Consider the following 14277-nt stretch of genomic DNA (forward strand, 5'->3'; position numbering starts at 1 on the left):
ACGTCGACGGGTGCGACTACGCCGGAACCCCGGCGGGTCTGCGCTCACACGTCGTCGCCAAGACGGATGCGGAGCACCGAGCAGCAGCCAACCAGCGGGCCTGGGAGCACTGGCACCCCGAGACCTACGAGGTCGGTAGCGAGAAAGACGGGTCCAACGACCTAACAAAGGGGTCTGAGGGGGACGAAACCCCTCAGAATAGCGAAATTGAGGGGGCAGACGACCCCCATTCGCCGTCGGTCAACGACGAAGACGGCCCGGACGACCCACCGGCAGGGGGGGTTTCGACATCCCCTTCCGGTGGGTCTGAGGGGGTTGAGCGTACAGAACCAGACGGCACCATGCGACCGACCGCGAAAGGGGATAGGGTCCCCCCTTCGGACCCCCCTCAAGCGGCCCCTGACGGAGGCTCGGAGTACGATGACCAATGGACGGCCGCAACGAGCGGTTCGACGGCACCCCCTTCCGAGGGGTCTGAGGGGGTTGAACGTACAGAATCAGACGACACTACACGACCGACGAACGAGGGGGGTCAGACCCCCCCTTCGACCTCCTCTGAAGGGGGGTCGTCGTCGCTCGGTACGTGGCTAGCAGTCGGCGGTGCCCTGCTCGGGGGGGTCGTCGCGCTGGGTCGGGCTGGGTCTCGACCGACCGTCGACGAGTCGACCGGAACCGGGGAGACCGCGACGGACCCGACCACGACCGGGACCGAGGCGGAGAACGATCTCGATGCGGCAATGGGTGGTGCGGTCGACGGAGGTGAGTGGGCGTGAGCGTGCTTCGCGTGTTCCGATTGCTTCGGACCAACCCGCACGACATCAAACTCCACGGTGCGGTGCTCGGCTGGGGCATCGAGTTCCCGAACTCGGGCTGTTACGTCGACTGGCGACTGACGGCCTTCCCGAAAGACGACCGGTTGGGCGGCCCCCACGTCAGTATCTACGACACCGTCGACGACGTGGTACAGGCGACCGGTGCGACGCTACGGACGCTGTTCGAGCGTGAGGTGGGTCGATGAGCGACGCCGAGGACGTCGACCAGAAGGTGACTCCCGAGGAGGGGGTCGACGTTGACGACGACGTCACTGACGACGCCGAGGACGAGACGCCCGAACTTGACGCCGACGAACGCGCGGAGATGGACGTCTCGGACCTCGCGGCGATGGCGAACGAGGAAGACGAAAGCGACGACGACACCGAAGAGACGGCCGGTGTCGACGCCGAGGGCGATGAGTCAGCCGACGCGGAAGCGACCGAGACGCCCGCCAGTGGATGCGAAGCGGCGTTCACGTACGGCGATATGTACGTGACGGCACTGTCGACGGTGTTGGCGGCCATCGTCCAGCAGCATGCCGATGACGCCGACGACGCCCCCACAAGCAACGACCTCGCCGAGCGGGCCCGGAGCGAACACGTGCGACTCGACGAAGCGACAAACCGACTCGCCGAGAAGCGACTCGGGGGAACGGCCGTCATGACGCCCGAACAGGCGTTCATCAGTGGAAACGTGATGTTCGCGGCCGGGGTGCTGATGGAGGAAACGAGCATCGTCGACGATGGGCTGGCCGAGGCCCTGGACGGCGTCGGCGCGGCCGACGGGGGTGCCGCTGCATGAGGGGTGGCGCGAAAGTGATAGCGAAGAAAATCATCGAGACACCGCTGTTCGACGACGTGATGGGCGTTGTTGGCGCAATCCTGTCCGAGCTTGAGCGGGACAACCGGGTGGCCGTCCGCGAGCACGTCGACGCGCTTGCCATGGAGGGCATCGATGTCGACGCGGAACTGTCTCCACTGCCCGAAGAAGACGAACGGGTGGCGACGATTCGAGAAACGGTCCGGGCACTCGTCGACGGCGAGGCGGCGGTCTGGGGGCTGTGGTGTGCAGCCGGTCCCGAGGAGTTCGACGGGGAGAAAGCGAGCGACTTCGTCGGTCTCGACACCGAGGAGTGGGAGGCGAAACAGACCCAGTGGGGCGACCTCTACCGCGAGAACGGCGGGGAGACGTTCTCGGGAGCGACCGACCGCGAGATTGCGGACGTCCACCTGCAGGAGACGTTCGGGATGGACGTCGACGAGTTCGAAGAGCGAGTCATCGGGTGGACGAAGGCTGACGCCCTGGACGATCTCGTGGCCGGCCCCTCCCGACAGACGACGGCCGTGCTCGAGCAGGCGACTGAGGAGGTGCGCCGTGGGGCGTAGAGTGGGCACCGGCCAGTCGTGGAACACCTACGCCCGACTCGGTCGGGACCAACCCGGATTCGACGAGGATGCCGACGTACCGCCTGCAGTTCGGGTGCTGGGGGTGTCGGAGTAGATGCACATGGCGGTGCTGGCGGCCTCGGGGCACGGTAAATCGTGGGTGACACAGGCGCTCATCGAAAAGAACCGCCCGAATTACGAGTACGGGCTGATTCTGGACTTCAAAGACGAGTTCCGAGGACTTGTGTCGAAGCAACACGGGCCGGGTCTCGCCAAGCACTGGATAGCTGGCGAGCGGGAGTTAGAGCACTTCACGCCGGACCACTACGACGAGTTGCTTCGACGCAACAAGTGGGTCGTGCTGGCGAAACACTCCCGTATCGACGACAACGAGGACTGGCGGAGCATCGCGGCGGACGCCATCACCGCTGCCCGTCGACGCGGGGACGTCCTGGTGGTCCTCGACGAGGCCCACCGACTCGCCCCTCAAGACTGTGGCTATCCTGACGCGATATCGGGTTTGGCAACGACTGGACGCGGCGAAGTCGTCTCGTCAATCTCGGCGACACAGCGCCCGGCGAGCTTCGATAACGACTTTCTGGGCAACCAGACCGCTCGATTCATCGGCGGGTTCACCTACCCTGCCGACATCAACGCCTTCAAACAGGCAGTTGAGTACCCTGTTGACGTCCACAAGGTCGTGGCCACCGACTCGACTACCTGCCCGACGACCTGCTGACGGCCGAGGGCGAGGCGCTGAGCGTCCGGAAGTTCAAAGACGCCGAGGACAACGTGACGTCGTCCGAATGGGTCTACAGTGACGACTCGGGCGATCTGGCACGCATCGACAGCGCCGACCACTTCTCTCCGGTCTGTGAGCACGTCAGTCCGCAGGGCAAATCCATCGACGTAGGGCTATGAGCGAGGCACACGTCACGCTGTACGGGTCGCACGCCGAACGGTTCGAGGAGATTCGAGAAGAGCTCGAACAACAGCGCGGGTTCGAGGTCGGCCACGCCGACACCGTCCGCGAGTTGATGGCCGCGTGGCCCGGTGAGTAGTCCGGAGAATCGGCTGCACATGTGGAGTAACATGTATCCATATGCGGCCAGTGTGTCCGTATATGGCGACTCACGAGTCTGAAGAGACGACGGTTAGTGATAGTGGGATGATTACGATTCCTGCGGATATCCGCCGCCGTCTCGATATCGGAGCGGGTGACAAGCTCCGGTGGGACGTCGACGAGAGTGGCCGACTCACCGTTGAGGTCGTTCATCAGCGGGAAGGCGTCTTCGACGACTTCGAACCCGTTGACGCGGGTGAGACGAACGCAGTTGAGGCCGAACGAGAGTTCGGGAGCGAGTAATCGTGGTCGCCCTGCTCGATACGAACGTCCTGTTCGCCGCCGCCAGCGCCCGTGACCAGTACCATGATCAGGCGCGGGCAATCGTCGGGGCGGTCGACCACGGCGAGCTTCCGACGGGAGTGGTGACAAACTACATCGTCGCGGAAGCGCTGAACCTCACCCGCGAGAAGCTCGGCTCAGAGGCGGCGAACGGACTGCTGGACCGACTCATCGAGGGTGCACACTTCGACGTGGCCCACGCCCCGCACACCGATTTCAACGCCGCGCAGGGGTTGTTCCGACGCTACCCGGCGCTGTCGTTCGTCGACGCCACTATCGCCGCGTTCATGCAGCGCGAGGGTATCGAGTATCTCTATTCGTTCGACGATGATTTCGACGCCGTAGAGGGGGTTGCGCGTATGGCGACGGCCGACAACCCCTATCGCTGACGTCAACAGGGGACCACGCGAGTCCCGCGGGGTATCCGCGTGACACCCCGGATGCAGAGTGATTCTTTGTCGGTTCTTGACGGTCTCGGACCTTTTGATGGGGTAGTGCAATGTCTGCAATGGACGCTTTTGAAACGCTGGCGGACCCCGATTTCGCAAAGCGCGTCGGGACCGTGTTCGGCGCGTTCTTCGCGCCGACCATCGCCAGTGGTCTCGTCAACGACTACTCACCCGTGGAGATGCTCAAGGAGATTCCCCAGGAGGGCTACGGCGTCGCCGAAATCGTCGCCGCGCAGTACGCCCTGTCGGGCGACCTCCGGACGGACGTTCAGATGGGTGGCGGTCTCTACACCGCCGACAAGCTTGCCGAACGCGCTGGCGTGAAGAGCACGATTCAGGGGGCACTGTAGATGACCGATCTGTTCATCATCAACGGCGAGTCTGCCGAGGGTGTCGAAGCCCTGCAGAACGTCCCGACGTCGCCGGACGCGACGGCCATCGCGGAGTTCTCTCCTGAGCGCGGCATGGCGTTCTTCTTCCGCAACCGGGTCGAGCGCGGCGAGCAGACGCTGGGTCTACCCATCTTTGGGTCGTTCGTCGACGCGAACGGTGACCCGCTGCCGGTCAACACCTCGCTGTACCTGGCGCTCAAACTCAAAGGCCGCGCACAGGCCGTGAAGGTCTCCGACCGCAAGGGGAACATCTCGTTCTACCAGAACTCCGTCGACACCCAGCAGGACGTCGACAACATCGACGGCGCGAAATTCGTCCTCCGACAGACGGAGGAACAGGGTGGTGCGCCGGTCGAACACATCCGTGTCCGCGACATCGACTCGTTCCGGCTGATGTGCGACTCGTCGGCCCAGATCGACTGGTCGCAGTCCGAGATGTACGTCGACGCGCAGGCCGTGACCGAGCGCGAACTGGGGAACTGAGATGGCCGGAGAGCCAGTGCAGCAGGCGCTCGCGGAGATGCCCCGGACGCCCGACGAACTCTCGCCGAGCGCGTTCGACAGCTTCGAGACGGGCATCCCGAACACGATGGCTGCCATCGCCAATCTCACCGCTGACGCGGTCCTCTCGCTGCGCGACGGTGCGGTGAAGGTGGCCGTCCCTGCCTACCAGCAGTACACGTCCAACGCGACCCAGAACGACACGGAGACTATCGACCTGGACCACTCCATCGCGGAGTGCCCGGATTCTCAGGACGTCGTCGTGTGGCGCTCGTCGAACAACGGCGTGGCCTACTACGGGTCGCCCGATGCAGTCGACTACCAGAACGGGACCGTCGACGTCACCGACCCCGGAGCGACCAATGACATTCACGTCTTCTACCTGAGCCGCGCGCCGGCGACGGTCGAACTCGTGAAGGTGTCGACGGACGGCCGGACGACGTCGCGGCCGCTCTACGAGTCGAACGTCGGTCTCCTGCACCGCCGGAACCAGAACGAGCAGCCCGACAGCATCGCGCTGGGGGACTCCTGGCGGCGGTTCGTCGCCACGGACATGGAGTTGCAGGTTCGCATCGACGCGCCGTACACGGCCGCGCTGGCGGTCACCGACGAAGCGAGCGGCGAGCAGGTCACGGCGACCAACGCGCTGCTGCAGTTCGACGTGACGAACGGCAGCGGCACGGTGCCCGGTCTGGCACAGGTCGTCAAAGACTCGATGTGAGGTAGCTCCGATGACTTCTTTCACACCAACGCAGACGACGGGGAGCGGCGCGTTCGGACCGACGGTGACGGCCGGCCGACAGCCGGCCACGCCGTCGATGTCGTCGACGACCGACCGCGCGCCCACAGCATCGACCGACAACGAGTCGCCACTCACGGCCTGGATTGAGGCATCGCGGTGGACGCGCGAAGACCTCGAACTCGTCTTAGAGGTGCTCTATACGCTCGCTCTCGTCGGGTCGACGGGACTGGCACTCTACCTCGGGGTGGCGGCGTGAGCGTCAACGACGTGCTCGCCGACTGGACCGGCTGGGACGACCTCGCTGACCACGAACAGGCGACACTCGAAGCCGCCCAGGCGAGTGTCGCACTCCAGAAGGCACTCCTCGCCGAACTCGGTGGCGACCCCGATGCACTCGGTATCGACCTCGAATCGACCGCGACGGTGACGCTTCCCGGCGACGGCGGGGCCGCACCGGACCCCCTTCCGCACGAAGTGGTTGACGTCCCCGCCGACGCCGACGCGTTGGCCCTGCCGGCCGGCGAGACGACGCTCGTCACCCGCACCGGAATGGTTCAGCATGATTCGGGTGTGCTCGGGTCGTTCACCGGCACGCAGACTCTCACCGAGGCCTCCTCGCGGACGTTCGAGGGGTTCCGATCGGTGGCCGTCTCGCCCGACGACGTGGTGACGGTTCAGGCCGGCGACCGAGAGCCGGTGCGGGTCCGGCCGGGCGACACGGTGACGCTCGCCGGGTGGGACATGGAGCGGGTCCGCATCGACGCCGAGCGGCCCTGCCGCGCCGTCGTGGCGCTGGGGACGCGGGCGGACTCCATCGACGGAGCGCTCGGGACGCTGTCGCTCGCTCGCTCGGGGACTGGCGGCGGGGCCGGCACGTACGGCGCGGTCTTGCTCGGTCCGGGCGACGTCGACGGTGCTCAGACGGTGCGCACGGCTGACTGTGAGCGCGTGAGCATCATCGCCAACAACGACAGTGGGTCGGCCGCCGACGTCCGCGTGACGGCGTGCGACGACGTCAACGGGGCCGGCACGTTCTACCCCATCGTGGAGGTGACGGGTCTCGCAGACGGCGACCACCATGTGTTTGAGTTGGCGACGGCGCACCGCTTCCTCAAGGTCGACGCCACGCAGGACGTCGACGTGACGCTCTCGGGGGTGACACGGTGAGCCTCAACGGCGTGACGAAGGTGCCCGACAGCGGGGGCGGCGGTGGTGAGCATCCAATCCCGTTTGGCGAGATGGCGGATGAAACGAACATCGCTCTCGGCCCGTCTTCGACGGCGACAGGGACGCAGGCGCTCGCTCAGGGGTACTTCTCCCAGTCGTCGGGCAACTACGGTGTCGCATACGGCGCTCGAAGCCGTGTCGACGGGCAGGACGGGACGGCGCTGGGCCGGCAGGCCAAGGTGTTCTCCGACTCGGGGACCGCGGTCGGCGGTGGCGCGTTCGTCAACGACCAGTGGGGCGTCGGTCTCGGGTTCGATACGAGCGTGTACGGCCGGCAGTCGATAGCTATCGGGGCGTTCGCCGAGACGAACAACACGACCCGAGCGACCGCAATCGGGACGGGAGCGACCGCGAACCTCTCGGACGTGCTGACGCTCGGAGACGGCGTCAACTACGTTCAGCAGGCCCAGATAGCGGCTCCGGCGGCGGCTGACTCGAAGACGGCGAACGGCGCGAACATGCAGAACGGCATGGTGACGTTTGAGATCACCGACGACGGTTCGGCCCTGAACGTCTACGTCAAACAGAACGACGGCGACGGGTTTAGCTCAGATGATGGCACCCTTCTGGCGGGTAGTATCGCGTTGACTCAACCATGAAATCAAACAAAACTACGCAGATGACGACGAGAGACACCAACGACGGAGGTAACGGCAGATGAGCACGTTCGAGAAGGACCTGAACGCGAACCGCGCAGACCTCGGAAGCCCACCTATCGACGCCGACGGTGACGGCACCGTCGAGACGTGGGGAGCGACCGACGAAGACACGCAAGCGGCCGTCCGTGAGGGCTACTACACTGCCGACGACGATGACGAGTCGTCGGGCACGTCGACAACGGCGACCTCGACGACGTCGACGACCCCCGACAGCCCGTACTCGGTCGAGAACGACCCTCGGCAGGACGTCCGCAACTGGGACGGTGACTCGTCGAACGCCGTCGACGAAGACCGCGAGGAGACGTACACGTTCGACGAGACCGCGCCAGGCTTCGGTGCGTTCGGCAACGGCTACGTCCCCGGCAACGGGACACACGAGAACTACAACGGCGAAGACGGTTACTGGTACGGGACCGACCCCGAAAACCAGCCAGCGGCGAATGCGCCGGTCTCGGCGGACTGGATCGAGGCGAACACCCACGCACCCGGTGAGGGTACCGGACAGTCGAACGGTGGTCTCGACGCCAGGACCGTCGCCATCGGCGCGGCAGCGCTCGGAATCGCTGCACTCGTCGGGGGGTCGAAGTGAGCCAGTCGAGCGCGTCGGTGCCGGGTGTCGGGTCGGCATCGATTTCTGATGACATCGTGAAAGTCGCGCTGGTGCTGCTGTTCGCACTGCTGGCGTACATCCTGTGGACCTCGGCGGACCTGCTGAACGATGCTACCGACGCCGCCGGAACCGCCTACGACGATGCGAGCGGCGCGGCGGGTGGATTCGCCGACTTCACGGGGGGCGTGGCCGACGGTGTGGCCGACGAAACGCAGGAGACGTATGACGGCTTTCAGTCGGCCGGGGACGACCTGTTCAATGGCACTCAGGATGTCGCTCGCGGAACGGGCGACGTCGTGAGTGACGGCCTGGACTGGTGGTTCGGTGGTGGAGCCGACCACCTCGAACGCGCAGCCGACGACGCGGGCAACGTCGCTCGGGGGACGGTCGACTGGTTCGACGGGCTTCAGGAGGGGCCGATATGGTGACCGCCCTGTTCCTCGAGAGCATCGGCGTGCAGGCCGCAGGTGCGGCGCTGGGGGCGCTTATCGTCGCCACGCTGACGATGGCCGGGACGACCGCGTGGCGGGTCCGCCAGCACGACGACACGCTTTACGGTCTCGGTCGGGACGAGGGCGACGACGGTCTCGCCGGCCGGGTCCGCGAGAACGCCGACCGGAGCGAGCGCAACGAGGACGTTCTCCGCTCGGAGGGAATGCTCGCCGTTCGGACGGACGGCGGCGAGGAGGTGAGTCGCCGTGAGTGACGGCTACGACGTGCTCGAGCGGTCGGGCAGTCGGGACGGGAACACGGCGATTCATCCGCGGCGGGTGGGGAGTGATGCCCGGCCGGTGCGCTCGCTGGCATTCGAGGACGATGCGGGCGACGTCGTGGACTTGGCGACGGCGCTCGCCTCGGCGGGCATCGACCTGACGCTTGGCGAGACGTCGGGGACCGACTCCCTCGCGCTCGGGCCATTCTCGCAGGCTCAGGGCAACCATGCGGTCGCTCTCGGTGAGAGCGCGTCGGCAACGGAGGTCGACGCGACGGCGCTCGGCGGCAGTTCGCAGGCGCTTGCTTCCGACACGACGGCGGTGGGCTTCGGGGCCTACGTGGACGGCATCGAGAGCGTGGCAGTCGGGCGAGGGAGCTACGCGCCGGGGTCGTCGGTCGCGGTCGGGAAGGACGCTTTCGGTTACGTTGATGGGACGGTCGCGCTCGGCCACAACGCCGAGGCGCAAGAAGCGGGGAGTCTCGCCCTCGGGACGGGGACGGTCGTCGCCACGGTGGGACTGGCCCGAATCGGAACCGACGCGCTGGCGTTCGGCGCGACCTCGGGGACGGTGCCCGACGCGGCCCTCTCGAACGGCGAGATGACCGTAGAGATGAACGAGACGGCCGGTGCGTTCGTGCTCCGGGGGAAGGACTCCACCGGCACGGTTCGCACCGCACAGGTGGCATGGCAGTGAGCGTCTCTGAGCGCGGTTCTGAGCGAGACTTTTTGGTGGTCGACGACCGCCCCGGCCTCTCGGCTTCGAGGCCGGACGGGGACCTCCTGCTCCACGAGGAGGGCGAGGCGGCCGCGTGGCTGATGGCCGGGAACCCGGTGGACGTCTATCATTGAGGATGACTCTTTTCGCGTTTCATCTCGGGGTTACGCCAGGAGATTTTCGCAACTCTGGTTCCGGCCGGTTTCGTCGACCGGTGGGCGTTCGACCCGCCCGATTGTCACTCCGGACACGGGGGGTGCCGCCACGATCTCGCCCGTCGACGATGACGGCTTTATATACTCACCATCACTCAGCGACTCGCGAGCGACAGCTACTCACCCCACCGGCCGGAATCGACCGACCGGGTATAAAAATGACAAGCTCGATGACGCTCGAACTCCCCGACGACCGGCATGACCGACTCCGCCGACTCGTCGAGGCGACTGGCGAGCGGACGAAGGCCGGCGCACTCGACGTCGCGGTCAAACACTACCTCGCGGACCTCCGGAACAAGGAGGCGGTCGTCGACGACCTCCCGGCCGACGTCGTCGACGACCTCTCGACACCGTTCCTCCCACTGGAGCGAGAAACGTCGGTCGGGCGGTCTCGACCCGAAAAGTAGGGTAAGCCGGTGCCGTGCTGCGGTTTCACACCTCTTGCTTCAGATTTCAGGTGGAATACAAACGCGGGGGTGGGGTACTCGACGGAGGGACTTCGATTCTACCTTGCTCTCTCAGGCCTTCTAACGCCATTCTTGCTTGTATTCTCTCCGTATGGGTATGAATATAATGCGGCAGTGAAAATCTCGATACCGGGTTTTTCGCACTAACCGTTATTCGATAAGAGAACGCCAGTAGAGCGGCTGATACGCCAAAATTTTCGCGCGCCGCGGGGCGGGAGGCCCGTCAGGGCCGTCCCCTTATTCTCTATCCTGCCGGGACCGCGCCGCCCCCACCCCCCAGAGACCCCCGCTCTGGCCCGGTCGAGGCCGGCGGCTCATGGCGCCACAAATCATACACGCTGGAGTTGGTAGAAAAGAAGGATGGAGGGGAGAGCAGTCGCTGGGAACCGGGCGAGCGTCGAGAGGCGAGGGCGGTCAGCCGCCGCGTCTATCTTCCCTGCCGGGGTCATCGAGGAGCCACTCCTCGTAGGCGTCGCGAAGGTCGTCCGCAAACTCGCCGTCCCACTCGGGGTCGTCGAGAACGCGATGGGCCGTCGAGATACGGCTCATGGTCCCGGTACACTCCCGGAGTTCGAACGCGGTGTCGTCCTGGTCGCTCCCCTCGAGGACGTCGTCGACGCCTACCTCCTGGTCGGCCGTCGACGTCGACGCAGCGGCGTCGAGATCGCGGTCGTCGTCACCCTTGCTCGCGAAGCCGGGGAGCGAGTCCATGTCGATGACTCGCGGACCGACTTCGCGCTCGACGCGGCAGTCGAAGTCGTTGTACGAGAGGCCGAGCGTGTCGACGCTGGCCCGGCGAACGAGCTTCGTGACGTAGGGGTCGTATTTGTCGAGAATCTGCGCCTCGCGGAGCGTGTCACCGATGTACTGGTACTCGTTGGAGTTGCGACCGTTGTCGTGATAGCCCATCCGAACGCCCGTGTGTGAGAGGCAGTAGGAGACGGCGCGAGCGAGCGCGTAGTCGTCCGGGATAGAGATGCTGGAGTTGTCGCGATGGATGCGGTGGAGAATCCAGTCAGTCTCCTCGTAGACCCGCTTTGTGACGTCGCTACCCTCGATGTGGTGGCCGACAACGATGACGTGAAAGTGGGGCGCGTACTCAAGTCGGTCTTTGACATCGTCCCAGTCGAGGCCCTTCCCGAGAATCTGCTTCCAGAACCCACGGTCGTCGAGTTCGCGCTCGGAGTCGTCGCCACGATACGGATGGTAGAACCAGACACCCTCGACGCCGTAGGCGCTGAGGATTTGCTTGATGACCTTCACGGTCCGCTTGAGGGGGTCGCTGTTTTCGAGCGTCCAATCGGCCGACGGCGAGAACATCAAATGATGGAACCGCTGGTGGGTCTCGCGACGGGCATCGAGCATCGAGCGGAGCGCGATGAGCTTCCCGGTGATGGTCTTCGCGGTGTTGCGCGCCCAGGCTGGAGCGCAGCGCGGACACTCCGACCGGCGGCACGTTCGCCCGAACGCGGAGGTGTGCCCACAGTCCTCGCAGAAGTGGACCATGTCGTCGCCACAGTCAGGATAGGCGTCGCCGAACCCAGGGAGGTCGCAGACCGGGAGGTAGCCCTTCGAGAACGACGGGGCCTGCTTCGGCCGCTCGATGGCTTCGATAATCTCCTCTGAGAGCTCGCGGTCGTCGTCGTCCATCGCGTCGACGTCGACGTCGTCGACGTCCTCTGGGAGCCACTCCTCGCTCGCGCCCGCTGGTTGCTGCTGGCCGAGGCCAGTGGTCCGGTGGAGGTTCGGCGACTCGGTTGCAGGGTCGGTGACGTTCCGGAGCGCCCGGCGCTCCTCGGCGCTGTAGTCGCTCACCGCGACCACCCGTCGGCCACGGTAACCGGCCGACGTCGAGGCAGTGCGCGTGCCCGGCGCTCGGACTCATTCTGACGATATTCGAGACGACACGAGGAACGGGCGTGACAGGTGCCAAGTCGCCGAGTATCGCGCGTTCGGCTTTCGGCCGAGAAACGGTAAGCTTCGCGATGGGCCCTGCCGGAGTTGAACCAGCGCTCACCCGGTTATGAGCCGGGCGCTTTAACCAGACTAAGCTAAGGGCCCTCTGTCGTATGGTTTTCCGCGTCGCTCTTTAGCCTACCGGGATTGCCCACAACTCCGGGCGTCGACGGGCCGAACAGCACGGAGAGGCCGACCAGCACCGCCAGCGGTCCCCGACTCGTCGGTGCGTCGGGGTGTGTGCCCGACGACGGCCGTCGGAGCTATCTCGACTCCTCGGTCGGTGACGCCGCCGTTCCGAACGGGGTGACCGACCCGCGAACGCGTAGCGACCGCTCTCGAAGGAGGCGTCGGGAGGAAGCGCCGTCACCAGGGCTCGAACCTGGGACAACCTGGGTAACAACCAGGTGCTCTACCAGCTGAGCTATGACGGCTCTACCACCGAGTAACGCGATTCCGACAATAGGGCTTTCGCTTCGCTCGCGCCACGGCGTGTGGATACATGCCACGTCACCGTGGGTCGTGGCTGGTGGCCGAGGCGTCGGAACGCGTGGACCGACACGCTTTCCGCTGGCGGCCGAAACGGGCGGGTATGAACGAGTTCGAGCGGGTCGTCGCGGCGGTCGACGAGCGTATCACGCCCGAGACCGCCGAACGCGAGCGTCTGGCCGAGGTCGCCGCGCTCGTCACCGAACGGGCCGAGACGGCCATCGACGCCCTCCCGGTCGACGCGGACGTGGTGCAGGTCGGGTCGACGGCCCGCGGGACGTGGCTCGCGGGTGACCGCGACATCGACCTCTTCGTCCGGTTTCCGCCGGCCCTCCCACGCGACGACCTCGAAGCGTACGGCCTGGAGGTGGGCCGTGCGGCCGTCCCCGAGGGCCGCGAGGAGTACGCCGAACACCCCTACATCAAAGGGGTGGTCGAGGGGTTCGACGTCGACTGCGTCCCCTGCTATCGCGTGCCGACCGCACCGGACATCCAGTCGGCGGTCGACCGGACGCCGTTCCACAACGCCTACCTCATCGAGCGTCTCGACGCGGCCCTCGCCCGCGAGGTTCGCCTCGCCAAGGCGTTCCTGAAGGGTATCGGTGCGTACGGTAGCGACCTGCGCACCGAGGGGTTCTCCGGGTATCTCACCGAACTCCTGGTCGTCGAGTCCGGGAGCTTTCGTGGGTTGCTCGACGCGGCCGCCGACTGGCACCCTCCCGTCGACCTCGACCCGGAGGACCACGGCACCCGCGAGCACGACGACCCGCTGGTCGTCGTCGACCCCACCGACCCCACACGCAACGTCGCCGCCGTCTGCTCGGCGACCAACGTCGCTCGGCTCACCCACTACGCTCGGCGGTTCCTCGCCGCCCCGGACGAGTCGTTCTTCGACCCGCACGACCCCGACCCGCTGGACGAGGCCGCGGTCCGCGAGCACGTCGAGCGTCGTGGGACTCGTCCGGTCGCGGTCCGCTTCGACCCGCCGGACGTGGTCGAGGACCAGCTCTACCCACAGCTAGCGAAGTCACTGACGGGCGTCGTCGGGGCGCTCGACCGGAACGGCTTCGACGTCCTCAGAGCCGACGCGTGGGCGGTGCCCGACGACACCCCCGAGACCGCCGGCGACGCGACGTGGCGTGACGCCGTGCTGTTCTGTGAGTGCGAGGTGGTCGAGCGTCCGCACGTCGAACGCCACGACGGGCCACCGGTCCACGTCGGGGAGCACGCCACCGGGTTCTACGACGCCTACGCCGACGACGGGGAGAGCTACGGCCCCTTCGTCGACGGCGGCCGGTACGTCGTCGAACGCGAGCGCCCACACCGAACCGCCCGCGGCCTGCTCGAATCGGCGCTGTTCGAGGTGTCGCTGGGTGTGCAGGTCGAACGGGCACTCCGGGAGGGCTACGACGTGCTGGTCGGCGAGGAGTGCGTGACGCTGGCCGACGCGTTCGGCGAGCAGTTGGCACGGTACTTCGACCCCCGACCCTGATTCGGGGCGACCGTCGCTCGGTCACGGCTGTGGCCGTTGTCCGTC

At 66.2% G+C, this 14277-nt stretch carries 21 protein-coding genes and 2 tRNA genes; 20 read left to right on the top strand and 3 right to left on the bottom strand.

Features of this window, described 5'->3' with window-relative positions:
- Positions 1-769 precede the first annotated feature (769 nt).
- The 19 genes from GQS65_RS00390 (at position 770) to GQS65_RS00475 (ending at position 10235) form a co-directional block, all read left to right on the top strand.
- Positions 770-1018: a hypothetical protein gene (locus tag GQS65_RS00390; protein ID WP_158202691.1), complete on the top strand. Its 249-nt coding sequence runs from the start codon at positions 770-772 to the stop codon at positions 1016-1018.
- A complete protein-coding gene (locus GQS65_RS00395; RefSeq protein ID WP_158202692.1) occupies positions 1015-1614 on the top strand; it encodes a hypothetical protein in 600 nt (199 codons plus the stop codon). Before GQS65_RS00390 ends, GQS65_RS00395 begins: the two co-directional genes overlap by 4 nt.
- Before the next feature lie 14 nt (positions 1615-1628).
- Positions 1629-2198 carry a hypothetical protein gene (locus GQS65_RS00400; RefSeq protein WP_158202693.1) on the top strand — a complete coding sequence of 190 codons (570 nt, stop codon included), beginning with the start codon at positions 1629-1631 and terminating at the stop codon, positions 2196-2198.
- 121 nt (positions 2199-2319) lie between these two features.
- A complete protein-coding gene (locus tag GQS65_RS00405; protein WP_158202694.1) occupies positions 2320-2937 on the top strand; it encodes a hypothetical protein in 618 nt (205 codons plus the stop codon).
- A 53-nt stretch (positions 2938-2990) separates the two neighbouring features.
- A complete protein-coding gene (locus tag GQS65_RS21795) occupies positions 2991-3119 on the top strand; it encodes a hypothetical protein (protein ID WP_267902858.1) in 129 nt (42 codons plus the stop codon).
- Positions 3116-3259: a hypothetical protein gene (locus tag GQS65_RS00410; RefSeq protein ID WP_158202695.1), complete on the top strand. Its 144-nt coding sequence runs from the start codon at positions 3116-3118 to the stop codon at positions 3257-3259. The genes GQS65_RS21795 and GQS65_RS00410 overlap by 4 nt, the downstream gene beginning before the upstream one ends.
- A 62-nt stretch (positions 3260-3321) precedes the next feature.
- Entirely contained in the window at positions 3322-3564 is a 243-nt protein-coding gene (locus GQS65_RS00415; protein ID WP_158202696.1) for an AbrB/MazE/SpoVT family DNA-binding domain-containing protein, read from the top strand.
- Positions 3564-3992: a type II toxin-antitoxin system VapC family toxin gene (locus GQS65_RS00420; RefSeq protein ID WP_368279744.1), complete on the top strand. Its 429-nt coding sequence runs from the start codon at positions 3564-3566 to the stop codon at positions 3990-3992. The genes GQS65_RS00415 and GQS65_RS00420 overlap by 1 nt, the downstream gene beginning before the upstream one ends.
- A 119-nt stretch (positions 3993-4111) precedes the next feature.
- On the top strand, positions 4112-4402 hold the full coding sequence (locus GQS65_RS00425; RefSeq protein WP_158202697.1) for a hypothetical protein: 291 nt from the start codon (positions 4112-4114) through the stop codon (positions 4400-4402).
- A complete protein-coding gene (locus GQS65_RS00430; RefSeq protein WP_158202698.1) occupies positions 4403-4927 on the top strand; it encodes a hypothetical protein in 525 nt (174 codons plus the stop codon). It begins immediately after the preceding gene.
- Between the two features lies 1 nt (position 4928).
- On the top strand, positions 4929-5666 hold the full coding sequence (locus GQS65_RS00435; protein ID WP_158202699.1) for a hypothetical protein: 738 nt from the start codon (positions 4929-4931) through the stop codon (positions 5664-5666).
- 10 nt (positions 5667-5676) lie between these two features.
- Positions 5677-5943, top strand: a complete 267-nt coding sequence (locus GQS65_RS00440) for a hypothetical protein (RefSeq protein WP_158202700.1) — start codon at positions 5677-5679, stop codon at positions 5941-5943.
- Entirely contained in the window at positions 5940-6854 is a 915-nt protein-coding gene (locus GQS65_RS00445) for a hypothetical protein (RefSeq protein ID WP_158202701.1), read from the top strand. Before GQS65_RS00440 ends, GQS65_RS00445 begins: the two co-directional genes overlap by 4 nt.
- A complete protein-coding gene (locus GQS65_RS00450; protein ID WP_158202702.1) occupies positions 6851-7513 on the top strand; it encodes a hypothetical protein in 663 nt (220 codons plus the stop codon). Before GQS65_RS00445 ends, GQS65_RS00450 begins: the two co-directional genes overlap by 4 nt.
- A gap of 58 nt (positions 7514-7571) precedes the next feature.
- Positions 7572-8162 carry a hypothetical protein gene (locus tag GQS65_RS00455; protein ID WP_158202703.1) on the top strand — a complete coding sequence of 197 codons (591 nt, stop codon included), beginning with the start codon at positions 7572-7574 and terminating at the stop codon, positions 8160-8162.
- A complete protein-coding gene (locus GQS65_RS00460; RefSeq protein WP_158202704.1) occupies positions 8159-8611 on the top strand; it encodes a hypothetical protein in 453 nt (150 codons plus the stop codon). Before GQS65_RS00455 ends, GQS65_RS00460 begins: the two co-directional genes overlap by 4 nt.
- Entirely contained in the window at positions 8605-8889 is a 285-nt protein-coding gene (locus tag GQS65_RS00465; RefSeq protein WP_158202705.1) for a hypothetical protein, read from the top strand. The genes GQS65_RS00460 and GQS65_RS00465 overlap by 7 nt, the downstream gene beginning before the upstream one ends.
- On the top strand, positions 8882-9592 hold the full coding sequence (locus tag GQS65_RS00470; protein WP_158202706.1) for a hypothetical protein: 711 nt from the start codon (positions 8882-8884) through the stop codon (positions 9590-9592). Before GQS65_RS00465 ends, GQS65_RS00470 begins: the two co-directional genes overlap by 8 nt.
- A gap of 394 nt (positions 9593-9986) precedes the next feature.
- Positions 9987-10235, top strand: a complete 249-nt coding sequence (locus tag GQS65_RS00475) for a hypothetical protein (protein WP_158202707.1) — start codon at positions 9987-9989, stop codon at positions 10233-10235.
- 474 nt (positions 10236-10709) lie between these two features.
- On the opposite strand, the gene GQS65_RS00480 is transcribed toward GQS65_RS00475, so the two are convergent.
- From GQS65_RS00480 to GQS65_RS00490, 3 genes are all read right to left on the bottom strand, one after another.
- Positions 10710-12110, bottom strand: coding sequence for a hypothetical protein (locus tag GQS65_RS00480; RefSeq protein ID WP_158202708.1), 1401 nt, complete (start codon positions 12108-12110; stop codon positions 10710-10712).
- Positions 12111-12281: 171 nt separating this feature from the next.
- Positions 12282-12356: transfer RNA gene (locus tag GQS65_RS00485), tRNA-Ile, on the bottom strand.
- A 256-nt stretch (positions 12357-12612) separates the two neighbouring features.
- Positions 12613-12685 (bottom strand) — tRNA-Asn (locus tag GQS65_RS00490).
- A 158-nt stretch (positions 12686-12843) separates the two neighbouring features.
- On the opposite strand from GQS65_RS00490, the gene cca reads away from it, so the two are divergent.
- Complete coding sequence (cca, locus tag GQS65_RS00495; protein WP_199268370.1) at positions 12844-14232, top strand: CCA tRNA nucleotidyltransferase; 1389 nt, start codon at positions 12844-12846, stop codon at positions 14230-14232.
- The last annotated feature ends 45 nt before the right edge of the window (positions 14233-14277 follow it).

This window comes from Halomarina oriensis (assembly GCF_009791395.1).
Taxonomy (GTDB): domain Archaea; phylum Halobacteriota; class Halobacteria; order Halobacteriales; family Haloarculaceae; genus Halomarina; species Halomarina oriensis.